Below are 22300 nucleotides of genomic sequence, written 5' to 3'. Positions count from 1 at the left end.
CCGTAGGAGGTCAGAGAATCATCCCCGATATCTGTCCACTGACCTCTCCCTGTATCAGAGCCACGTGCCTTACTCGGTACGTGGCTCACTACCTCCCAGCACAAAAAAGGCCGGAGCATCTGCCCCGGCCTTTTCTTGTTTTTGATCAGGCTACTTACTCGCCAAGGCTCAACGCCACAAAGCGGGGTTCGCCTCCGCGACGGACCAACAGCAGCAGGGATTTGCGCCCGGCTTCGCGTGCTTCGTCCATGCGGGCCTCAAGGTCTTCGATCGAGCTGACCTTCTGCTGACCGGCCTCAGTAATCAGGTCTCCAGCGCGCAAGCCCTTGGAAAACGCCTCCGACGCCTCGTCCACCTCGGTCACGACCAGGCCATCAGCATCCGCATCCAGCCCCATATCCGAGCGCAACTTGTCGGTCAGCGGTGAAATGGTCAGGCCCAGAATATCGGCGTTTTCCTCGGACGGAGCGTCCGGAGTTTCCTCGTCGCCATCCTCGGCGCGCTCTGCGTCCTCACGGCGGCCCAGCGTCACCAGAACGGTCTGGGTGCCTCCGTCGCGGTGGACCACCACGCGAACCGACTTGCCGACGGTGGTTTCACCGACCTGACGGACCAGACCGCGGGTATCCGCGACCTCGACCCCGTCAAAGCTGAGGATCACGTCCCCGGCCAGCAAGCCCGCTTCTTTGGCAGGACCGTCCGGCACGTCACTGATCAGCGCGCCGCCGGGTTTGTCCAGCCCCATTGCCTCGGCCATGTCCTCGGTCACGTCCTGAATGCGCACGCCCAGCCATCCGCGGCGGGTCTCACCGAACTCACGCAGTTGGTCAACGACCTTGACCACCACATTGGAGGCCATCGAGAATCCAATCCCGATCGAGCCGCCATTGGGCGACAGGATCGCGGTATTCACGCCAATCACCTCGCCATCCATGTTGAACAGCGGGCCGCCCGAGTTGCCCCGGTTAATGGCCGCGTCCGTCTGGATGTAGTCGTCATAAGACCCGCTCAGCGCCCGATTTCGGGCTGAGACAATGCCGGCCGAGACCGAGAAGCCCTGCCCCAGCGGGTTGCCCATGGCAATCACCCAATCGCCAACGCGCGCAATGTCGCTGTCGCCGAATTTCACATATTGCAGCGGGCCCGTGGCTTCGACCTTGAGCAGAGCGATATCGGTTTTCTCGTCCGTCCCGATCACCTTGGCGGGCAGTTCCTTTTTTGGCTGCCCGTCACCGGGGAAGAATTCCACAAGGATTTCATCAGCTTCCGCGATGACGTGATTGTTGGTGACGATATAGCCGTCCTCGGAAATCACAAACCCCGACCCCAGCGCATTGCTGCGACGGGGGCGGTTGCCGTCGTCACCGTTACGATCCTGAAACTCGCGAAAGAAATCCTCGAACGGAGAGCCCTCGGGCACGATCCCCTGGGGGCCAGTCTGCCCTTCGATCAGGGTTGTAGTGGTGATGTTGACCACCGCCGGGCTGATCTTTTCAGCCAACGGCGCCAGGCTTTCGCCCCGTGCCTGCGCAGCGACGGTCTGGGCCAGAACAAGCAACATCCCCGCAAAAGCCAGCCACATCAGCCGCATGAAACCTATACTATCGTCCCGCCGGACGGAAATACTTCGTGCTTGTGCCTGCACTTGGGAACTCCTTGTCGACAATTCTTCTGTGGTCGCCTCTCGGCAACCTTTCTTAGCAACCAATGTAGTCAGTTTGTTCAGGCCCGCAACTCGGGATCGCGGGGAAATCACCGGCAATTGAAATGACCGCGCTAAAACCCGACCTGATACGCACCCCACAGCAGCACCAGACCGCTGACCACGCAAAGCAGACCTGCCAGTCGCCGCGCTTGTTCCGGCAGCGACCGCAGCGCCTCGAGCATACGTTCAATAAGCGAAGGGGCCAGCGCGTACGCCAGCCCCTCGACAATCAGTACCAGCCCAAAGGCCAGAAGGATCATGCCCATTACTGAGGGGCCGCAGCTGGTGCCTGCCGCCCGGTTGGCGAGGCGAGATAGTTGAAGAACTCGGAATCCGGGCTCAGGATCAACGAACTGTTGTTACCCTGAAGCGCGTTCTCGTATGCGCTCAGCGAGCGGTAGAATTCAAAGAACTCAGGGTCTGCGCCATAGGCTTCAGCAAAGATCGCGTTGCGCTCGGCGTCAGCTTCACCGCGGATGATCTCGGCCTCGCGGTTGGCGTCCGACACCAGTTCAACCACGGTCCGGTCGGCCTGCGCACGGACACGCTGCGCCGCCTCGTTACCACGGGCGCGTTCGTCGGTGGCCTCACGTTCCCGTTCGGCTTTCATCCGGTCGAATGTCGCCTCAAGGTTCGCCTGCGGCAGATCGGTGGCCTTCAGGCGTACGTCGATCACGTTGACGCCCAGCGCCTGCGCTTCGGCAATCGCGCTGTTACGAATGCGCAGCATCAGTGCCGCACGGTCCGAGCTAAGGATATCGCGGGACGAAACAGAACCCAGCACCTCACGAGTTTCTGCACGCAGGATGCGATCCAGACGATCCTCGGCTACCGGAATACCGCCGACACCAACCGCCTGACGGAAGCGGTTCAAATCGGAAATCCGATAACGCGCGAAGGCATCGACAACCAGACGACGGTCATCCAACGGTGTCACTTCAAGCGGTTGAACATCGATGGACAGGATGCGGTCATCATAGCGGACAACTTCCTGAATAACCGGTATCTTGAATGCAAGGCCGGGCTCTTCCTTCACGGCCACAACGCGACCGAATTGCAGAACAAGCGCGCGCTCACGCTCGTCAACGATGAAAATCGACGACAAGCCGACAACGCCGAGAATTACGACAATGATGAGAAGAATGGGTGATTTACGCATCAGTTGCTCTCCCCGGTCTGGTTGCGGCGCAGTTCGTTCAGCGGCAGGTAAGGCACGACGCCCTGCCCCTGACCGGTCGAGTTCTCGTCCAGAATGATCTTGTCGACATCACCCAGAACCTGCTCCATCCGTTCCAGATACAAGCGTTTGCGGGTCACGTCCGGCGCCTTGGCGTATTCCTCCAGAACCGCGCTGAAGCGGCTGGCCTCACCCTGTGCGCTGTTGATCTGCTGGGCGCGATAGGCTTCGGCTTCTTCCAGAACCTGTGCGGCTTCACCACGGGCTTCCGCCAGAACGCGGTTGGCATAGGCGTCGGCCACATTCTGCAAGCGGTCTCGCTCCTGCGCGGCAGCCTGAACGTCACGGAACGCGGCAATCACGTCCTGCGGCGGGTCGGCTTTGTCGAAGTTCACGCGCACGATGTTGATTCCAGAATCGTAGCTGTCCATTGTGGACTGGATCAATTCCTGAAGGCGATCCGCGATGATACCACGATCCCGGTTCAGGATCGGGGCCAGTTCGCTTTGCGCAATGATCTCACGCATGGCCGATTCCGACACGGCGCGGATCGTCTGGCGCGGGTCGCGCAGGTTGAACAGGAACTTGGCCGGGTCGTTGATGTTCCAAACGACCTGATAGTCGATATCGACCACGTTTTCATCACCGGTCAGCATCAGGCCATCGTCGCTGCCGCGCGTGCCGCCCATGTCTTCGGTCTGTTCGCGGGTGACCGGGATGACCTCAGCGGTCACGAAGGGCCACGGGGCAAAGTTCAGACCCGGGTTGCCTACGGCCGAAAACTCACCCAGGAACAGCTCAACCGACTGTTCTTCGGGCTTGACGGTATAGAAGCTGGCCGCGCCCCAAAGCACAGCCGCAACAACCACACCGATCAGCACGGTGCCTTTGGTAAAGATGGGACCGCCCCCACCTGCACCCTGACCGCCGCCACGACCGGAACCGCCACGACCGCCCATCAGGACGCGCAGCTGTTCCTGGCCTTTCTTCATCAGCTCATCGATCTCGGGGATCTGCGGGCCGTCGCCTTCGGGGGGCTTGCGCCCGTCCCCGTTGTTACCCCGATTTCCTCCACCGCCTGAAGAGCCTCCGCCCCCCCAGGGGCCACCGCTGTTGCCCGCCATATGTATCTATTCCCTTGTGTTGGACCGTGTGATCACGGTTTCCCTTGTAACTTGTGTGCGCGCAGTTGCAAATCAAGCAGTGCGCACAGGTTGCCGCAGTGTAACCAGTTCCTCGGCCATGACCGGGTGAACGGCAACGGTGCGGTCGAAATCTTCCTTGGTCGCGCCCATCTTTACGGCGATTCCGGCCAACTGAATCATCTCACCCGCGCCCGGAGCGACGATGTGACAACCCAGCACCTTGCGGGTCGCCTGGCTGACGATCAGCTTCATCAAGACGCGCTGCGTGCCACCGGCAAACGCCTTCTGCATCGGTTTGAACGAGGTTGCATAGACCTCAATCGGTTCCTGCGCCGCGGCGTCTTCCTCGCTGAGACCCACGGTGCCGAATTCCGGCTGAGTGAAGATTGCGGTCGGGATCAACTCGTGATCCACCGGCGTCGGGTTGCCTTTGAAGACGGTCTCGACAAAGGCCATGCCCTCACGGATCGCGACGGGCGTCAGGTTCACCCGGTCGGTCACGTCCCCAATGGCAAAGATCGAGGGCACACCGGTCTGGCTGTATTCGTCCACCAGAATCTCGCCCTTGCGGCCGCGTTCAACGCCCACGTCCTCGAGGCCCAGATCGTCAGCATTCGGAGCGCGCCCGGTGGCATACATGACCACGTCGAAAACCTGTTCGGTTCCGTTGGTGGCTTTGACCCAGATCTTGTCGCCCTGCTTTTTCATCTCAAGCACGTTTGTGCCAAGGTGCAGATCGATGCCGTTCTGGCACATCTCTTCGCTGATCAGCCCGCGTGCTTCTTCGTCAAACCCGCGCAGGATTTGCGCGCCGCGATAGAACTGAGTGGTTTTTACGCCCATCCCGTTCATGATCCCGGCGAACTCGCTGGCGATGTAGCCGCCACCGACGATAAGGATGCTTTCGGGCAGCTTCTCCAGATGGAAAATCTCGTTCGACGTGATCGCCAGGTCCGAGCCCGGAAACTCGGGCACAACCGGGCGGCCACCGGTGGCGACCAGAATATGCTTGGCCGTCTTGCGGGTTCCATCGGCCAGTTCGACCGTATGCGCGTCCACCACGCGCGCGCGTTGATCAAAGCTTTCGACGCCGTTGTTCTTCAGAATGTTGCGATAGATGCCTTCCAGCCGGTCCAGTTCAGCATAGAGCTTGCCGCGGAAGACATCCCAGTCAAACGCGCCGGGTTTGACATCCCAGCCATAGGCCTGCGCGTCACTGACCATCCCTGCGTATTCACTGGCAAAAACCATCAGCTTTTTCGGCACACACCCCCGGATGACACAGGTCCCGCCATAGCGATCCTCTTCGGCCAGCGCCACCTTGGCACCATTTTCGCCAGCCGCCACACGTGCTGCACGGACCCCGCCCGAGCCGCCTCCGATGACGAACAGATCATAGTCAAAGCTCATCCTGAGTTCCTTTATACCGTCAGGCCAAAATTCGATGATTATCTGGGGTCGAAAGACGCGCTGCCAACCCTTGTCGGTGTGTAAACTTCACTTAAGGCACTGCCACCATGTGTGTTTCACGCTTCTGCACTGGCGCCAGTCGCCGGTCTCAATCCGCCAGATCCGAGAACAGGTTGTCTCCACCCTCAATCAGTTGGTCCAGTTCGGTGGTGCCCGCATTGATGTCGCGCAGCTCGACCCGGCCGTCGCCGTGGCCGATCACAACCTTGTCACAAATATCGATGAACAGTCCGTTTTCCACCACGCCCGGCACCTGATTGAGCACCAAGGCCAACTGGCGCGCATTCCCGATGCGTTGCAGGTGCAAGTCCAGAATGTGGTTGCCCTCGTCTGTCACAAAGGGCGCCTCACCGTTCATCCGCAGCATCGCCGAGTTGCCCAGAACATCCATCGTGTCCAGCGCCTCTTCGATCAGAGTTCGCGTGGTCTGCCAGCCAAAGGGGATCACCTCGACCGGCAGGGGAAAGGCGCCCAGCGTTTCGACCTCTTTACCGGCATCGGCAATCACAACCATCTGATCGCTGGCAGTAGCGACGATCTTTTCCTGCAGATGCGCGCCGCCGCCACCTTTGATCAGGTTAAGCTCACCGTCGAACTCATCCGCGCCGTCAATGGTCAGATCCAGCCAGCCGGCCTGATCCAGCGAGACCACCTCGATCCCGACCTCGCGGGCCAGTTGTGCGGTGCGGATCGAGGTCGGAACACCTTTGACCTGCAGCCCCTCGGTCTGCACTCGCTCACCCAGGCGACGCACCATCCAGGCAGCGGTCGATCCGGTGCCCAGCCCGACGCGCATCCCATCCTGAACCATATCGGCAGCACGGCGCGCGGCAACATATTTGGCCTTGTCGATGGGGGACATATCTGGGGTCATGGCAGCGTTTCCCTGTATTGCTGCAGGGTTTATACGGAATGCAACCGCCGACTGCGAGAGCGAAATCGCCCCGCCGCCACCCAAACATCTATTGAAAATACGCGTTTCCGATTGGAAACGTCGCAATCGAGGCTTCCTGTGTGGTTCCAGCGATGTACATAGATTTTATGAACGCGCCCTATCGTCTGCACTATGCCCCCGACAACGCCTCTCTGGTCATCCGACTGGTGCTGGAAGAGATGGGCCAATCCTATGAAACCGTGCTGGTAGACCGTCGCCAGAACGAGCAGGACAGTGCGGGCTACAGGCAGTTGAACCCGAACGGGTTGATCCCGGTGCTGGACACACCGCAGGGACCGATCTTTGAAACGGCGGCCATCCTTTTGTGGCTGGCGGATACGCACGGGCAACTGGCCCCATCCCCCAAAGCATCGGAGCGGGCGGCGTTTTTGAAATGGCTGTTTTTTGCATCGAACACGCTGCACGCCGACCTGCGCATTCTGTTCTATGCCGAGAAATACATCGACGCCGCACAGGCCGACATCCTGCGCGACGGCATCCGCCCACGCTTGCTTCGACATTTGCAGGTTCTGGATGCCGAGGCGAAAACCGCACCAACCTGGCTGCACCCGGATCAACCGTCGGTTCTAACCTACTATCTGGCCTGCCAGATGCGGTGGATGGCGTTGTACCCCGCCGGCGCCGATCACGGCTGGTATCAACTGTCGGATACACCCCACCTGCAAGCAATCCTGACGCAGCTTGAAACCCGCCCCGCAACCCAAGCCGCCATCGCGGCCGAAGGGTTAGGGGTTACACCGTTCACATCTCCGAGTTACGCTACTCCTCAAGAAGGCTCAGCTACCTGACATGTTTCTATCTGTCTTCGATATGTTCAAAGTGGGCATCGGCCCGTCTTCGTCTCATACCATGGGGCCGATGGTCGCCGCCGCGCGGTTTCTGGACCTGATGCGCGCCTCGCCCTTCGAATTCGCGGGGCTGCGTGGCTCGCTGCACGGCTCACTGGCGTTTACCGGAGTTGGCCACGCGACCGACCGCGCCACCATCCTCGGGCTGGCCGGGTTCGTGCCTGACACCTATGACAACGACAAGGCCGAGGTTGCGCTGGTCGAGATCGCCAAGACCCATACGGTCACGCCCGAAGGTCTGCCGACACTGAAATTCGATCCCAAGACCGACCTGATCTTTGACTACGATCACAACCTGCCCGGCCACGCCAACGGCATGATCCTGATGGCAACCGACGCGCAGGGCGATGTGATCCTGCGTCAGGTCTACTACTCGGTCGGCGGCGGCTTTGTCCTGACCGAAGAGGAACTGGCCGAAGGCAAGGACACCAATGACGGCCCGCCCGTGCCCTACCCGTTCCATTCGGCTGCGGAAATGCTGGAGATGGCGAAAGCCAGCGGCAAAAGCATCGCGCAGATGAAGCGCGAGAACGAAATTGCCCGCGGATGCCCCATCAGCTTCGCCAAAGGCACCGCGCGCCTTTGGGAGGTCATGAACAATTGCATCGAACGCGGCCTGAAAACCGACGGCATCCTGCCCGGCGGCCTGAACGTGCGCCGCCGCGCCAAAGGCATTCACGAAGCTCTGCTGGCCGAACGCGGCATGAACCTGAACGCACCGCACACGATCAATGACTGGATGAGCGTCTATGCCATGGCGGTGAACGAGGAAAACGCCGCCGGCGGTCAAGTCGTCACTGCGCCGACCAATGGCGCGGCGGGCACGATGCCTGCGGTGCTGCGCTATTACCTCGATCACGTGCCGGGGGCCTCGGAAAGCCATGTCGAGGATTTCCTGCTGACCGCTGCCGCCATTGGCGGTCTGGTCAAGTACAACGCCTCGATCTCGGGTGCTGAGGCCGGGTGTCAGGCCGAGGTCGGCAGCGCTTCGGCCATGGCGGCTGCCGGTCTGTGCGCAGTGATGGACGGCACACCGGAACAGGTGGAAAACGCCGCCGAGATCGCGCTGGAGCATCATCTCGGCATGACCTGCGACCCGGTCAAAGGGCTGGTACAGGTGCCTTGCATCGAACGTAACGGGCTGGCGGCGATCAAGGCCGTTTCGGCCGCCTCGCTGGCGCTGCGCGGTGACGGTCAGCATTTCGTGCCACTGGATGCGGCCATCGAAACCATGCGCCAGACCGGGCATGATATGCACGAAAGGTACAAGGAAACGTCTTTGGGCGGTCTGGCGGTGAACGTACCCAACTGCTGACGCCACGACAGGAGGGGAAACCATGCGGGGTCATTGTCTGTGCGGCACCATCCGGTACGAGGTTGACCCTCCGGCCCTGTCTTGCGTCACTTGCCATTGCGACAGCTGCAGACGGCAATGCGCCGCGCCGATGACCACCTATTTCGGCGTGCGCGACGGCCAGTGGCGCTGGACCGGAGACGCGCCGAAAACCTTCAGTTCCTCTCCCGGTGTCGAGCGCAGCTTTTGCCCCAACTGTGGCACGCCGATCTCATTCCGCTCGCAATCCATGTCGGATGTGCTGCACCTCTATGTGGCGACGCTGGAGGACCCGAACCAGTTGGAACCCACACTGCACGTCGCGCATGAGGAAAAGCTGCGCTGGCTGAAACTGGGCGACGACCTGCCCACCTGCATCGGGCCGGACTACACCAAGGTGCAGCCCCTACCCTAGGCGTGGTCCGTAATTTGGCGATCAGCTTGGATGTCCGTCAACACGGGCGGGCCAGCGCCCTGTCTGCCTCGACAGAAGCGCCCGCATGACCTGATCCAATGCGTCACGGGGCACCATCACCAACAGGCCGGGCCCGTCTACGGTCAACTCCACATCAGACAGCGCCCGGTTGGATGTACCCACACGGCCGTTCGGTTCCAGCACCAGATCGTCGATGGGCCATTCCAGCCCCTTGCTGAGGCCCGTTACGCGCTGAAACGGAAACAATGACACCACATCGCCAGGCGTGAGGCTTAACCTAATCTGCGGCGGCGCGTGGAAAACAATCTCATGCTCTCCTATCAGGATGCAAAATCGATCCTGCAAGCGTACCAGCGCGTTAAGCACCGCCATCTGGTGATCCAGCCGCCCCCCCAGAAACCCGACCCCCAGTACCAGAGGCGCGTCGATACTGCGCAAGGCCTTGTCAAAATCGGTGCTATCCTGTTCACGTATTGGAAACAGACGGTCCGCTGGAATCCGGTCAAGATACGTGCCGGTCAGCGAATCAAAGTCGCCGATAACGGCGTCCGGCATCCGCCCCGAATCCATCAAGGGAATCGCTCCTCCATCCGCTGCCACGACTGCCTTGACGCGAATCAGCGTCTGATTCAGGTCTTCAGGGCCGATTTCACCGCCCCCAACCAACGCGATTGGCTCCTCAGACCGCACAATTTGACTATTTTTTCGTAGATTGATCATTTTTCCCGGATTTGGACACATTGAGACCACAAAATGATAGGTTCATGCTGAGAGTTTCGAGCCATAGGTGTGCCCGTCGCCGGGTGAATGGCTCTTGTAGTTTGTAAAGGACGTGCGTCTGATGGTACAGAATAACAAGGTTTTAACCGTCTCCTATGGAACCTTCTCGTGCACTTTAGAAGGTTTTGACGATTCCTTTGAGACGATGAAAGCAATTGCCGAATACTTCCGTGATCTTGCCGCCGATGATCGGTATTTCGGTTCTGAACCTCCGCAGCCTGATACAGAAATGCTGACAAAAATTGCGCAGCGCGATGCGTCGCGCAAGGTCGAAGCAAGCCAGAGCGACGCCGGCCTGCTGATCCGCGCCACGAATGAACCTGCCACCAGCGCGCCGGATCTGAACGTCATCAACACTCCTCCCCCCTCGCCCCCTTCTCAGCCCGTTGCCTCCGACGCCGAAGCCGTCGAGGACACGCCTCCCCCTGCCGCTGACAGCATCGCCGCCAAACTGCAGCGTATCCGGGCCGTCGTATCCCATTCCGAGGAAAACTCAGTCATCTACACCGAGGATGAAGAGACGGCCCTGATGAAAAACACAGCCGGTCCGTCAGACGCGGTCGCGGCGGCATTCGCGGCCGGATCGCTGGATCCGACCGATCTGGAAACCACCGCAGAGGCCGACGCGCCCGTCGAAACATCCGAACCTGAACCGGAAATGCCCCGGGCTGAAGAGGTCGAAGAACCTGCCGCTCCGGCCCCGGAAATCGAAGCCGAGACCCCGGTCTCTGCTGTCGAGGAAGAGGTCGAAGACGAAACCGCCGCTCCGGATGTTCTGTTCACGGATTTCGACGAAACTGATGAGAGTGAGCCCGAAGGCGATGAGGTGACCAACATCCTCAGCGATACCCATGCAGACGAAGAGCCCACCGCAGCAACCGCTGAAGGTATCTTGACGGAAGAGGACGAGGCTGACCTGCTGGATGAGATTTCAAGCGTGGAAGCCATCTTGGCCAGCCGTTCCAGAACGTCGGACGCTGATACACCGGACTTGGACCACGATGTTTCGCGCCTGATGGACAAGGTCGGCGAGCAACTGGACAATCCGGACACAAGCAACACGCGCGAAACTTACACCCAGCTGCGCGCGGCGGTTGCGGCAACCGAAGCCGAACGCAGCGACGAAGGTGCGTCTGATCAGGACGATAATGATCAGGACTACCGCGGCGATCTGTCCTCGGTCGTCAGTCCGCGCCGTCCGGAGGTTGAGGTCACCAGCAAACGCCCGACCAGTGACGCGTCGGCACCGCTCAAGCTGGTCGCCGAGCAGCGTATCGACAACCAGACCAAGGATGCCGGACCGGTGACCCCCCGCCGCGTGACATCCGAGGCCGAGGGCGAAGAAGCTACAGCGGAAGAAAGTGGATTTGCCCTGTTCGCTCAGGAACAAGGTGCGCAATCGCTGTCGGACCTGCTGGAAGCTGCGGCCGCTTATCTGTCCTTCATCGAAGGTCAGCAGCAGTTCTCGCGCCCGCAACTGATGAACAAGATTCGCTCGCTCAAGCAAGATGAGTTCAATCGCGAGGAAAGTCTGCGTTCGTTCGGTCAGTTGCTGCGGGACGGCAAAATCGAAAAAGCAGGCGGCGGACGTTTTGCGGCCTCGACCGAGATCGGCTTCCGCCCGGATGACGCGCGCGCCGCAGGGTAAAACCCAATAAAATCACGTGATGATGGGTCGGAGATTTCTTCGGCCCATTTTTCTTGCACAAGGATATCCACTTATCACTTTGTCGCCTATTTCCGGGCGCACGCGCTATGCTGCATCGCAGAAAAAAGGTATGTTGAGTTTAAGCCATAAGACGTTTCTGATCTCGTTCAAACAGAGGCCGCGCCATGTATGAACTGCCTATTCGACGCCTCCGGATATACGACAAACCAAAAATAGAAAGCCATTTCAACGACCTGGACGACGAAGCTTTAGCGTCGAGATTTGGCGCTCCGGTCAGTGTCGCATTTATTCAGACCTATATATCCGGACTATTTGACAACGCGGCATTGATCTTCGGCGCCTTTCCGGATTCCTGTTTGCGTGGCGTGGGGGAACTGCGCGTTCTGCCAGACGGCCAGACGCATGTGGCCGAGGCTGCCTTTACAGTCGAAACCGTGTGGCAGGATCGCGGTATCGGGGATGCCTTGCTGTCGCGGATCATCACCGCGGCCCGGAACCGCGGAATTCGCGAAGTGCACATGCTGTGTTTGGCAACAAACCAGAAAATGCGCCGTCTGGCCGCGAAGCACGACGCAGACTTGAATCTGGTCACGGGGCAGGTTCAGGCAACTCTGACCGCGCCCTGGCCTACCCCGCTCAGCGTTGCCGAAGAGATTTCGGGCGAGTACCACGCAATGGCGCGTGCGATCCTCAGCTGGTCTGGGCCGGATCGACATTCAGTGTGAACCGACCCAAACAGTCGCCGCGACCTGCTATTCCGACGGCTGGTCCGGGTCTTCCTTGCCAACGCCCTTGAACACGAACTTGAATGGCAGCGCCCAGACAATGCCCAAGGCGACATATACCAGCAACTCCAACCAGATCGGCGGGCGGTCGAGCCAGTTCACGATTGTCACCACCGCCACGATATAGACCGGCAACCCAATCAACAGCAGCACCAGCGACCAGCGTCGCCGCGCTTTGTAGCTGAGGCCGGTCTTTCCGTCGTCGCTCATCAGTCAGCAAACGGGTCGGTCACCAGAATGGTGTCGTCCCGCTCCGGGCTGGTGGACAGAAGGGCTACGGGGCATTCGATCAGTTCCTCGACGCGGCGCACATATTTGATCGCGTTGGCGGGCAGATCGGCCCAGCTGCGTGCACCTTCGGTGGATTCGCTCCACCCCGGCATTTCCTCGTAGATCGGCGTGCAGCGCGCCTGCTGGTCGGCCGCAGTGGGCAGATAGTCCAGACGTTCACCGTCCAGCTCATAGCCAACGCAGATTTTCAGCGTCTCAAACCCATCCAGAACGTCCAGCTTGGTCAGAGAGATGCCGTTCACGCCGCTGGTGGCGCAGGTCTGACGCACCAGGCAGGCGTCGAACCAACCGCAGCGACGCTTGCGCCCGGTGGTGGTGCCGAATTCATGCCCACGCTCGCCAAGGCGTTGGCCGTCCGCATCGTCCAACTCGGTCGGGAACGGCCCCTCACCCACACGGGTGGTGTAGGCTTTGACGATGCCCAGAACAAAGTCGATCGATCCCGGACCGATACCCACGCCCGTTGCTGCCTGACCAGCGATCACGTTGGACGAGGTCACAAAGGGGTACGTGCCGAAATCGATGTCCAGCAACGCGCCCTGCGCCCCTTCAAACAGGATGCGCTTGCCCGCCTTGCGCTTTTCGTTCAGCACTTTCCAGACCGGCGCGGCAAAGGGCAGGATTTCCGATGCAATCTCTTTCAACTGAGCGATCAGCGCGTCCCGGTCCACAGGCTCGATCCCCAGACCCTTGCGCAGCGGGTCATGGTGCTGCAATGCACGGTCCACACGGGCCTCAAGCGTTGCTTCGTCAGCCAGATCGGCCACGCGCACAGACCGACGGCCAACCTTGTCTTCGTAAGCCGGGCCTATACCGCGACCAGTGGTTCCGATCTTGGTGCCTTTGCTGGCGGCCTCTTCGCGCGCGCGGTCAAGTTCACCATGGATCGGCAGGATCAACGGCGTATTCTCGGCGATCATCAGCGTTTCAGGCGAGATATCGACGCCTTGCGCGCGGATGGTTCCGATTTCCTTGATCAAATGCCACGGGTCCAGCACGACACCGTTTCCGATGACGCTCAGCTTGCCGCCGCGGACCACGCCCGAAGGCAGCGCGTGCAGCTTGTAGACCTCGCCATCAATGACCAGCGTATGACCGGCATTATGCCCGCCCTGAAAACGCGCGATCACGTCTGCCCGCTCGCTGAGCCAGTCGACGATCTTGCCTTTTCCTTCGTCACCCCACTGGGCGCCGACAACAACCACATTGGCCATATCCGGTCCTTTTGCGCTGAATTACCAAACTCGGCTCGTATAACGAGGACAAAGCGACAGGGAAACCGGTAATTCGCCGCAGATAAGAACCGCGCAGCGCGCGGTGCCTCCGGCGAAGGTATTATTGGCCAGATGAAGAGCGGATCCCCTGTTCATCTGGCTCGAAATACCTTGGGGGAATCGCCCGGAACGGGCGGCGGGGGCAGCGCCCCCTACCCGCCAGTGGTCAAACGCACCGGTTGACCGTGAGGCGTTGTCAGGTAAGCCTCTTCCCACGCATTCTTATACTGGATGACTTCGCCAGTAACCGCAGCGCCTTGCTCGTTCAGTAGTTGTTCGAGAGTTTCCAGCCACGCATGGAAATAATCATCGCCCCCATCCAGGTCACGATCCAGTCCGTGGCGCTTCAGCGTCTGCGAAAACCGCGTGGCCCAGTCTGACCAATCGAACCGCCCAGCCTCATTGAGGGCCGCGGTCACGGCAAATACCTGTGCGTGCCAAGGCTCGGCAAAAACAGGTTCAGGCGCAGAATGGGCGGCGCAATCGGTCATGCTCGCTCCAGATAGCTTTGCCAGAGGTCCAGAACCACTTCGTCCTTTGGATTTTCCGGGTCCGCCCACAATTCTGAAGCCGGGAAAACGACCGCATAGAGCGGCTCTGGTGCCTCACCAGTCCCATGCGCGTTAGAGTCTGGCAGCACGTGGGTGCCATGCAGCCGCATGATCATTCCGGTCGCACCGGATGCGTAAACCGGCAGGCGCGTGTGACCGCCATCAACCAACCGATTGGCGGCCGGATGCACGGTACGCACAATCTGCCCAACCTTGAACCGTGCAGATATATCTGACGGGCGATCTGCAGGCCCGCCCTTGGCAAGCGCTGCGGCGACGGATTCGGCTTTCAGAACACGCGCTGACAAAGGATGCGGGTCGTCCGAACCCACCCCGGACAGATCAGCCACAGTCAGCACACCCGATTCCACCAGCAGATCAGCAAGGCCCGATATCCACTTTTCGTAATAAGAAAACCGCGCGTAATCCCTGGGCGACAACCTTTCGCGTGCATGGCGCGAGACGTCGATATTCCATTGCCCCAGAAACCCGGCGGCCAGCGTCACCGCCAGCGCCCGTCCATGCCAGTCTTCGGCGAAAACCGGAGCGTCTTCGGATTCGGGCGTTACCGGGCCATCTCCGAAGCGACCGCCCATATCGTGCACGCGGGTCATGAAGGTACCTTGGGAAGGCCAGTGCCGATCATGCTGTCGCGGGTAACGAGCGCAGCCAGATCGACTTCGCCCATCCCTTCGGTGCCTGCGGGACGCATCGGCAATACGAGGTAACGAATCTCGGCAGTCGAATCCCAGACGCGAACGGCTGTCTCGGACGGCAGCGTGACCCCGAATTCGGCCAGAACCTTGCGCGGCTCTCGCACGGCACGGGCACGGTAGGCGTCGGATTTGTACCAGCCCGGAGGAATCCCCAGCAAAGGCCACGGGTAACAACTGCACAGCGTACAGACGACCATGTTGTGCAGGTCCGGCGTGTTTTCCACCGCGACGATATGTTCACCCTGGCGCCCATAGAAACCCAGATCGGCAACAACCGGTGTGGCATCCTTCAGCAAGGCTTTTCTAAAGTCCGGATCGATCCACGCCTTTGCAACCACGCGCGCACCGTTCTGCGGGCCAATCTTGTTCTGATAGGTGTCGATGATCTCATCTAACGCAGCCGGGTCGATCAGCCCCTTGCGGGTCAGAATCGTCTCAAGCGCCTTGACGCGTAGCGCGGGGTCAGGCGGCAACAGGGCGTGCGGGTGGTCGGGATCGTCATGCGGCATGGGTCGCAGCCTGCGTCACCTTTTACCCGCCTGTCCAGTCTCTTTGCAGTGATGCCGCATATCAGGGGTCGTGATGGCAACTCCTCCCTTGCCCCCGATGGCAAACTTGCATAAGTACCACGCGATACACGCCACGCTGTACAGGACCACCATGGAAAACGTCGTTCTCATCATCCATCTTCTCTTGGCTCTGGGCCTGATCGCCGTTGTTTTGATGCAGCGGTCCGAAGGCGGTGGCCTGGGTATGGGCGGTGGCGGCGGTGGCGCCATGACCGGCCGCGCAGCAGCGACGGCATTGGGCAAGGTGACCTGGATTCTGGCGGCGTGCTTTATCGTCACCTCGATCACGCTGACCATTCTGGCGGCTCAGAAATCTTCGGGCAGCTCGGTGATCGACCGTCTGGGCGTTCCGGCCCCGGCCGCGACCGAAGAAAGCACTCCGGCAGTTCCGTCGACCGATGATCTTTTGCCTCCGGCTCAGGGCGACAACGCGCCGCTGATCCCTCAGGCCGACTGATCCACTACACTTAGAAATCTAAAAGAGAGCTGCAACAGCATCTTGCGGTTCTCTTGCGCTATTGGCGCGAATCCTTTATACGTGAAGTCCCGTGATGCAGCGGTTTTTCGGAGCCGCCGGGCAGCTGATATTGACGTCTCACGGGAGCAGCCGAAAAACATGGCGCGTTTTATTTTCATCACTGGTGGTGTGGTTTCGTCCTTGGGCAAAGGACTGGCTTCGGCGGCTCTGGGCGCGCTGCTGCAGGCCCGGGGATACTCGGTGCGTCTGCGCAAGCTGGACCCCTACCTGAACGTCGACCCTGGCACGATGTCGCCGTTTGAACATGGCGAAGTGTTCGTCACCGATGACGGCGCCGAGACCGATCTGGACCTTGGGCACTACGAACGCTTCACCGGCGTGGCCGCGCGCAAGACCGACTCGGTCAGCTCGGGCCGGATTTATTCCAACGTGCTGGAGAAAGAACGCCGCGGCGACTACCTCGGCAAGACCATTCAGGTGATCCCGCACGTCACAAATGAGATCAAGGATTTCATCGCCATCGGAGAGGATGAGGTTGATTTCATGCTCTGTGAGATCGGCGGCACCGTCGGCGACATCGAAGGCCTGCCCTTCTTTGAGGCCATTCGCCAATTCAGCCAGGACAAGCCACGCGGCCAGTGTATTTTCATGCACCTGACGCTGCTGCCCTACATCAAGGCGTCCGGCGAGCTGAAAACCAAGCCGACCCAGCACTCGGTGAAAGAGCTGCGTTCGATCGGTCTGGCTCCCGATATTCTGGTCTGCCGCTCCGAAGGGCCGATTCCGAAGAAAGAACGCGAGAAGCTGGCGCTGTTCTGTAACGTGCGTCCCGACAGTGTGATCGCCGCACAGGACCTGAGCACCATCTACGACGCCCCTCTGGCCTATCATAACGAAGGTCTGGATCAGGCGGTTCTGGACGCGTTCCAGATCAGCCCGGCGCCGAAACCCGATCTGGCGAAATGGGAAGACGTTAGCGACCGCATCCACAACGCCGAAGGCGAAGTGAAGGTTGCCATCGTCGGCAAATACACACAACTGGAAGACGCCTATAAGTCGATCGCCGAGGCGCTGACCCATGGCGGTATGGCCAACCGGGTCAAGGTCAAGGTCGAGTGGGTCGATGCCGAGGTTTTCGACACCGAAGATGCGGCCCCCCATCTGGAAGGGTTCCACGCGATCCTCGTACCCGGCGGGTTCGGCGAGCGTGGCACCGAGGGCAAGATCAAGGCCGCGCAATACGCGCGCGAGCATAAAGTGCCCTACCTGGGTATCTGTCTGGGTATGCAGATGGCGGTGATCGAAGCCGCCCGGAATGCTGCAGGCATCACCGAGGCAGGGTCCGAAGAATTCGACCACGAAGCGGGCAAGAAACGGTTCGAGCCTGTTGTATATCACCTGAAAGAATGGGTGCAGGGCAACCACAAGGTCGAGCGCAAAGTGGGTGACGACAAAGGCGGAACCATGCGTCTGGGCGCGTATGACGCGGTTCTGGCCGAAGGCTCGAAAGTGGCCGAAGTATACGGCGGCACCCAGATCGAAGAACGCCACCGTCACCGCTATGAGGTGGATATCAAGTACCGCGAAAAGCTGGAAAAGGCGGGTCTGAACTTCTCGGGCATGTCGCCGGACGGGCGTTTGCCGGAAATTGTCGAATGGTCGGATCACCCGTGGTTCATCGGTGTGCAATACCACCCGGAACTCAAGTCCAAACCGTTCGATCCGCACCCCTTGTTCCGCGATTTCGTGCGGGCTGCCAAGGAAAGCTCGCGCCTGGTCTGATCGCACCAGTCACACCATTGTGACGGCGGGCGCAAAAAAACCTATACGCGCCCGCCCTTTCCACGGTTAACTGACCGCAACCCAGCGACAGGAGACCGGCCATGACCAATCAGATCACCCGAGCGGAAGAATTCGCAGCCCTACATAAGAAGGGCGATCCGGTCATTCTTTACAACATCTGGGATGCGGGCAGCGCCGGGGCCGTGCGCGATGCGGGGGCTAAGGCGATCGCCACCGGCAGTGCTCCGGTTGCGATGGCGCAAGGGTTTGGCGATGGTCAGAACATCCCAATGGACGCCGCGCTGGACAATGCCCGTCGGATCGTCGCGGCGGTTGATCTGCCAGTCACGTTGGATTTCGAAGGGGCCTATGCCGAGGACGTGCTGGGGGTGGCCGCAAACGTACAACGCGCATTGCAGACCGGCGTTATCGGCTTCAACTTCGAGGACCAGATCGTCGGCACCAGCGAACTTTATGACATTGAAACGCAGGAAGCGCGGGTTAGCGCTATGCGAGAAGGCTGCGACGCAGCCGGTATCCCGGCTTTCATCAACGCGCGCACTGATATCTTCCTGAAGGCCAAGCCTGAAACCCACTCAGACGCCATGCTGGACGAGGCAATTGCCCGGGCCAAAGCCTATGCCGATGCCGGTGCCAGCGGCTTCTTCGCACCTGGACTGAAAGACGAGGCAATGATCGCCCGTTTGTGCGAATCGACCGCCCTGCCGGTCAACATCATCGCCCTGCCCGGCACCCCGAATACGGCCACGCTTGCCGGATTGGGAGTGGCCCGGATCAGCTATGGCCCCGTTCCCTATCGACAGATGCTGGGATGGCTGCAGGAGCAGGCAAAACAGGCCATTCAGAACGGTTGATCCCCCAGCCCCGGGATCACGCTCAGCGTGTTTTTGCCATACATGGCAATCCCGGTGTTATTTGATCCCATGACAGGTAGTCCGCGCTTGGCGGGCTACAAAATATGGAATATCCTCTGGGCATGTTGAAGAAGTTCTTACAGGCTTTTCGCCCGCCGCAACACGACAACCTGCCTGACCCGGATGCCGAGCTGGCACTGGGTGCACTCATGGTGCGCGTGGCGCAGGCGGATCGGGATTACAAGCTTGAAGAAATCAGCCTGATCGACCGTATCCTTGCCCGGCTGTATCAGCATAACGCGATCGAGGCCGCCAAGGTCCGAGCCACCTGTGAAAAGCTGCACGCCGCCGCGCCGGAAACCGACACGTTCGGTAAGCTGATCCGCGAAACCACCGATCTGCACGAACGTCTTGCCGCGCTGGATGCCTTGTGGGAGGTCGTTCTGGCCGATGGCAATTCCGACGAAGGTGAGATGAATATCGTGGAAGAGGCGCGCATTGCCATGGGGCTGAGTTTCAACGACAGCCAGACCGCGCGCGAGCGAGTGCAAAGACGCTTGGAAGAGCGTTAGACCCTCTCTATATCTAACACATGTTCAGTGATTTTCTGGCCCGGCTGACACAGCCCGCCCCCGACCCGCTTGCAGATGATGACGCCCGTCTTGCCCTGACGGCCCTGCTGGTGCGTATCGCGCGGGCCGACAACGATTATGCCGACACCGAAATGGCCCGAATCGACAAGATTTCGACCCAGCGCTATGGCCTGTCTCCGTTCGAGGCGGCCGCGCTGCGTGCCCGGGCCGAGGATCTTGAGGCCGAAGCCCCCGACACCGTCCGTTTCACCCGCGCGATCAAGGAAGCAATTGCGTATGACGACCGGCTCGCCGTGGTGCAGGCGATGTGGTCGGTCGCTCTGGCCGACGGACAACGGTCTGGCGAGGAGGATTCGCTGTTGCGACTGGTGGTCAGCCTTCTAGGCGTAAGCGACGTGGATTCCGCTCTGGCTCGCCAAAAGGCCGCCAAATCGTGATTGCGATGCTGGGCATGTATGACATGCCCGCGCTGCAACCGGCGAATGACCGGTTCTGGGCGTTGATTCGGGATCATCTTGGCCATGGCCCCGAGCACCTGACCCGGGGTGCGGATGTCTGGGACATCTGGCTGAACCCTAAGCTGACCTTTGCCCAGACCTGCGGGATGCCCTTTCGCACTCAGCTACACGGCAAAGTTCAGCTGGTCGGAACGCCAGACTACGGGCTGGCAGGCTGCCCGCCCGGTTATTACCGTTCTGTTTTTGTTGCCCGTCAAAATGATCTTCGCGATCTGGACCAGCTTGCAACGGGCAACTTTGCCTACAACGAAAAACTGTCGCAGTCGGGCTGGGCCGCGCCGATGGTTCACCTTGAAGGGCGTGGTTTACGGCCCGGCAGCATCATGGCAACCGGCGGTCACGCGCAATCCGCCGCGGCAGTCGCAGATGGCGAGGCCGATTTTGCAGCGCTGGACGCGCTGACATGGGAAATGCTCAAGGCGCATACCGACCTTGGCGCGGATCTGCGCGAAGCCGGGACCACAGCCCCGACGCCGGCCCTGCCCTATATCACCGCCAAAGGACAGGACACCCCCGCAATCGCCCGCGCCGTTCGCGCCGCGATTGGCGACCTCTCCTCCTCGGACCGCGAATTGCTGCACCTTCGCGGCCTGATCGACATCTCCGCAAAAGACTACCTGTCGATCCCTAATCCGTCTCAGGTTTAGACAATCGGGCTTATTCACTGACCGATTTGGCCAATACCTTTGGTCAATTTGACCGTTTCAGCCCCCGATGATGTCAATTGCGCATTGCATTGCCCCGATTTTTAAGCCCTATTACCGCACCAACACCGATAACACATGGACCATCCGTGACAGATTCCACTCCCGTCATCGAAATCAAGAACCTCCACAAAAGTTTCGGCCATCTGGAAGTGCTGAAAGGCGTCGATATAACGGCAAGACGCGGGGACGTTGTTTCGCTGATCGGATCGTCGGGATCGGGGAAATCCACCCTGCTGCGCTGTTGCAACCTGCTGGAAGACAGCCAGCAGGGCGAGATCCTGTTCAAGGGCGAGCCCGTGCGCTGGTCCGGCGACGCACACCACCGCCGTCCCGCTGATCCGAAACAGGTCATGCGCATCCGCACCAACCTGTCGATGGTGTTTCAGCAGTTCAACCTGTGGGCCCACATGACCATCCTGCAAAACGTGATGGAGGCCCCCGTCACCGTGCTGGGCCGCGACCCGAAAGAGGTTGAGGACAGCGCCCGCAAATACCTGGAAAAAGTAGGCATCGGCGACAAATGTGACGTCTACCCGGCGCAGCTCTCTGGTGGTCAGCAGCAACGCGCCGCCATCGCCCGCGGCCTCTGCATGGAGCCCGAGGCGCTGCTGTTCGACGAACCGACCTCGGCGCTGGACCCCGAATTGGAACAGGAAGTCATCAAGGTGATCAAGGATCTGGCCGCCGAAGGCCGCACCATGATCATCGTGACTCATGACATGAAAATGGCCGCCGACATCTCAAGCCATGTGGTGTTCCTGCACCAGGGTTTGGTCGAAGAAGAGGGTCTGCCGGAAGATATCTTCACGTCCCCCGAATCCGAACGACTTCGGGGCTTTCTATCCGCCACAAAGGCGGCTTAACTTCAGATCAGAAAACAAACTGGGGAGTATCCAATGAAAAAACTGATCCTGACCACTGCGGCTCTGGCGCTTGGCGCTGGTATGGCCATGGCGGACACCATCCGTCTGGGCACCGAAGGGGCCTATGCACCGTGGAACTTCGTCAACGACGCTGGCGAGATCGACGGATTCGAGCGTGAGCTGGGCGATGAGCTGTGCAAGCGCGCCAATCTGGAATGCGAATGGGTCAAGAACGACTGGGATTCGATCATTCCGAACCTGGTGTCGGGCAACTACGACGCAATCATTGCTGGCATGTCGATCACTGACGAGCGTGACGAGGTCATCGACTTCACTCAGAACTATACGCCGCCGGACCCGTCGGCCTATCTGGCGATGTCCGAAGAAGTTGATCTGGCGGGTGGCGTAATCGCGGCACAAACAGGCACCATTCAGGCGGGCTATATTGCTGATTCCGGCGCGACTCTGGTTGAGTTCGCAAACCCGGAAGAAACCCTCGCAGCTGTACGCAGTGGCGAAGCGGATGCGGTTCTTGCCGACAAATCCTTCCTCGCGCCCTTCACCGAAGATGGCTCGGGCCTGCTCTTTGTTGGCGATGAAGTCCCGCTGGGCGGTGGCGTCGGCATGGGCATCCGTGAATCCGACGGTGATCTGAAAGAAAAGTTCAACGCAGCCATCCAGTCCATGAAGGACGACGGCAGCCTGAACGAGCTGATCACCAAGTGGGAAGTGTCCTCGACCTTCTGATTTGAACTCTGCGGCGCGCCTGCCCCTAGGGCG

General features: G+C 60.2%; 25 protein-coding genes. 13 read left to right on the top strand and 12 right to left on the bottom strand.

Going from position 1 to position 22300, the window contains the following annotated elements; genetic code table 11:
- Positions 1-154: 154 nt before the first annotated feature.
- The 6 genes from GOX88_RS00470 to rpiA form a co-directional block, all read right to left on the bottom strand.
- On the bottom strand, positions 155-1591 hold the full coding sequence (locus GOX88_RS00470) for a DegQ family serine endoprotease (RefSeq protein WP_174826007.1): 1437 nt from the start codon (positions 1589-1591) through the stop codon (positions 155-157).
- Positions 1592-1776: 185 nt separating this feature from the next.
- Positions 1777-1971 carry a DUF2065 domain-containing protein gene (locus tag GOX88_RS00465; RefSeq protein WP_170330952.1) on the bottom strand — a complete coding sequence of 65 codons (195 nt, stop codon included), beginning with the start codon at positions 1969-1971 and terminating at the stop codon, positions 1777-1779.
- Complete coding sequence (gene hflC, locus GOX88_RS00460; RefSeq protein ID WP_170397714.1) at positions 1971-2864, bottom strand: protease modulator HflC; 894 nt, start codon at positions 2862-2864, stop codon at positions 1971-1973. The genes GOX88_RS00465 and hflC overlap by 1 nt, the downstream gene beginning before the upstream one ends.
- Complete coding sequence (gene hflK / locus GOX88_RS00455; protein ID WP_170397711.1) at positions 2864-4006, bottom strand: FtsH protease activity modulator HflK; 1143 nt, start codon at positions 4004-4006, stop codon at positions 2864-2866. Before hflK ends, hflC begins: the two co-directional genes overlap by 1 nt.
- A gap of 72 nt (positions 4007-4078) precedes the next feature.
- Positions 4079-5437 (bottom strand): glutathione-disulfide reductase, encoded by a 1359-nt coding sequence (gor, locus tag GOX88_RS00450; protein ID WP_170397708.1) that lies wholly within the window; start codon positions 5435-5437, stop codon positions 4079-4081.
- 148 nt (positions 5438-5585) lie between these two features.
- Complete coding sequence (rpiA, locus tag GOX88_RS00445) at positions 5586-6371, bottom strand: ribose-5-phosphate isomerase RpiA (protein WP_170397705.1); 786 nt, start codon at positions 6369-6371, stop codon at positions 5586-5588.
- A 167-nt stretch (positions 6372-6538) separates the two neighbouring features.
- On the opposite strand from rpiA, the gene GOX88_RS00440 reads away from it, so the two are divergent.
- From GOX88_RS00440 to GOX88_RS00430, 3 genes are read left to right on the top strand one after another with little or no spacing between them, the layout of a single operon-like run.
- The gene (locus GOX88_RS00440; RefSeq protein ID WP_170400216.1) at positions 6539-7240 is read left to right on the top strand and encodes a glutathione S-transferase family protein; all 702 of its coding nucleotides are present in this window, start codon (positions 6539-6541) and stop codon (positions 7238-7240) included.
- A gap of 1 nt (position 7241) precedes the next feature.
- Complete coding sequence (locus GOX88_RS00435) at positions 7242-8615, top strand: L-serine ammonia-lyase (RefSeq protein ID WP_170397702.1); 1374 nt, start codon at positions 7242-7244, stop codon at positions 8613-8615.
- Between the two features lie 22 nt (positions 8616-8637).
- Positions 8638-9048, top strand: coding sequence for a GFA family protein (locus GOX88_RS00430; protein ID WP_170397699.1), 411 nt, complete (start codon positions 8638-8640; stop codon positions 9046-9048).
- 21 nt (positions 9049-9069) lie between these two features.
- Here the strand turns inward: GOX88_RS00430 and GOX88_RS00425 are convergent, their stop codons facing one another.
- Complete coding sequence (locus tag GOX88_RS00425) at positions 9070-9789, bottom strand: thiamine diphosphokinase (RefSeq protein ID WP_170397696.1); 720 nt, start codon at positions 9787-9789, stop codon at positions 9070-9072.
- 121 nt (positions 9790-9910) lie between these two features.
- Here GOX88_RS00425 and GOX88_RS00420 point away from each other — a divergent pair, with 121 nt between their 5' ends.
- Complete coding sequence (locus GOX88_RS00420; RefSeq protein WP_170397692.1) at positions 9911-11497, top strand: hypothetical protein; 1587 nt, start codon at positions 9911-9913, stop codon at positions 11495-11497.
- 185 nt (positions 11498-11682) lie between these two features.
- The gene (locus GOX88_RS00415) at positions 11683-12243 is read left to right on the top strand and encodes a GNAT family N-acetyltransferase (protein ID WP_170397689.1); all 561 of its coding nucleotides are present in this window, start codon (positions 11683-11685) and stop codon (positions 12241-12243) included.
- Positions 12244-12270: 27 nt separating this feature from the next.
- On the opposite strand, the gene GOX88_RS00410 is transcribed toward GOX88_RS00415, so the two are convergent.
- The 5 genes from GOX88_RS00410 to nthA all read right to left on the bottom strand — a co-directional run bounded on the left by GOX88_RS00410 (position 12271) and on the right by nthA (position 15644).
- Positions 12271-12513 carry a DUF2842 domain-containing protein gene (locus tag GOX88_RS00410; protein WP_170397687.1) on the bottom strand — a complete coding sequence of 81 codons (243 nt, stop codon included), beginning with the start codon at positions 12511-12513 and terminating at the stop codon, positions 12271-12273.
- Complete coding sequence (locus GOX88_RS00405) at positions 12513-13808, bottom strand: adenylosuccinate synthase (RefSeq protein ID WP_170324503.1); 1296 nt, start codon at positions 13806-13808, stop codon at positions 12513-12515. The genes GOX88_RS00410 and GOX88_RS00405 overlap by 1 nt, the downstream gene beginning before the upstream one ends.
- Positions 13809-14020: 212 nt before the next feature.
- A complete protein-coding gene (locus tag GOX88_RS00400) occupies positions 14021-14359 on the bottom strand; it encodes a nitrile hydratase accessory protein (RefSeq protein ID WP_170397684.1) in 339 nt (112 codons plus the stop codon).
- Positions 14356-15033 carry a nitrile hydratase subunit beta gene (gene nthB / locus GOX88_RS00395; protein WP_170397681.1) on the bottom strand — a complete coding sequence of 226 codons (678 nt, stop codon included), beginning with the start codon at positions 15031-15033 and terminating at the stop codon, positions 14356-14358. The genes GOX88_RS00400 and nthB overlap by 4 nt, the downstream gene beginning before the upstream one ends.
- A complete protein-coding gene (gene nthA, locus GOX88_RS00390) occupies positions 15030-15644 on the bottom strand; it encodes a nitrile hydratase subunit alpha (protein WP_170397678.1) in 615 nt (204 codons plus the stop codon). Before nthA ends, nthB begins: the two co-directional genes overlap by 4 nt.
- A 151-nt stretch (positions 15645-15795) precedes the next feature.
- On the opposite strand from nthA, the gene secG reads away from it, so the two are divergent.
- The 8 genes from secG (at position 15796) to GOX88_RS00350 (ending at position 22267) form a co-directional block, all read left to right on the top strand.
- A complete protein-coding gene (gene secG / locus GOX88_RS00385; RefSeq protein WP_170325501.1) occupies positions 15796-16161 on the top strand; it encodes a preprotein translocase subunit SecG in 366 nt (121 codons plus the stop codon).
- Positions 16162-16320: 159 nt separating this feature from the next.
- Positions 16321-17964: a CTP synthase gene (locus GOX88_RS00380; protein WP_170397675.1), complete on the top strand. Its 1644-nt coding sequence runs from the start codon at positions 16321-16323 to the stop codon at positions 17962-17964.
- 101 nt (positions 17965-18065) lie between these two features.
- Entirely contained in the window at positions 18066-18839 is a 774-nt protein-coding gene (locus GOX88_RS00375; RefSeq protein ID WP_170397673.1) for an isocitrate lyase/PEP mutase family protein, read from the top strand.
- Positions 18840-18961: 122 nt separating this feature from the next.
- Positions 18962-19411, top strand: coding sequence for a TerB family tellurite resistance protein (locus GOX88_RS00370; protein WP_170325500.1), 450 nt, complete (start codon positions 18962-18964; stop codon positions 19409-19411).
- 20 nt (positions 19412-19431) lie between these two features.
- A complete protein-coding gene (locus GOX88_RS00365; RefSeq protein WP_170397670.1) occupies positions 19432-19869 on the top strand; it encodes a TerB family tellurite resistance protein in 438 nt (145 codons plus the stop codon).
- On the top strand, positions 19866-20597 hold the full coding sequence (locus GOX88_RS00360) for a PhnD/SsuA/transferrin family substrate-binding protein (protein ID WP_170397667.1): 732 nt from the start codon (positions 19866-19868) through the stop codon (positions 20595-20597). The genes GOX88_RS00365 and GOX88_RS00360 overlap by 4 nt, the downstream gene beginning before the upstream one ends.
- 146 nt (positions 20598-20743) lie before the next feature.
- Positions 20744-21520: an ABC transporter ATP-binding protein gene (locus tag GOX88_RS00355; RefSeq protein ID WP_170397664.1), complete on the top strand. Its 777-nt coding sequence runs from the start codon at positions 20744-20746 to the stop codon at positions 21518-21520.
- A gap of 33 nt (positions 21521-21553) precedes the next feature.
- The gene (locus tag GOX88_RS00350) at positions 21554-22267 is read left to right on the top strand and encodes a transporter substrate-binding domain-containing protein (RefSeq protein WP_170397661.1); all 714 of its coding nucleotides are present in this window, start codon (positions 21554-21556) and stop codon (positions 22265-22267) included.
- Positions 22268-22300 lie beyond the last annotated feature (33 nt).

The organism is Ruegeria arenilitoris (genome assembly GCF_013030985.1).
In the GTDB taxonomy this organism is placed as follows: Bacteria; Pseudomonadota; Alphaproteobacteria; order Rhodobacterales; family Rhodobacteraceae; genus Ruegeria; species Ruegeria arenilitoris_B.
This window is presented reverse-complemented; position numbering and strand designations above follow the sequence as displayed.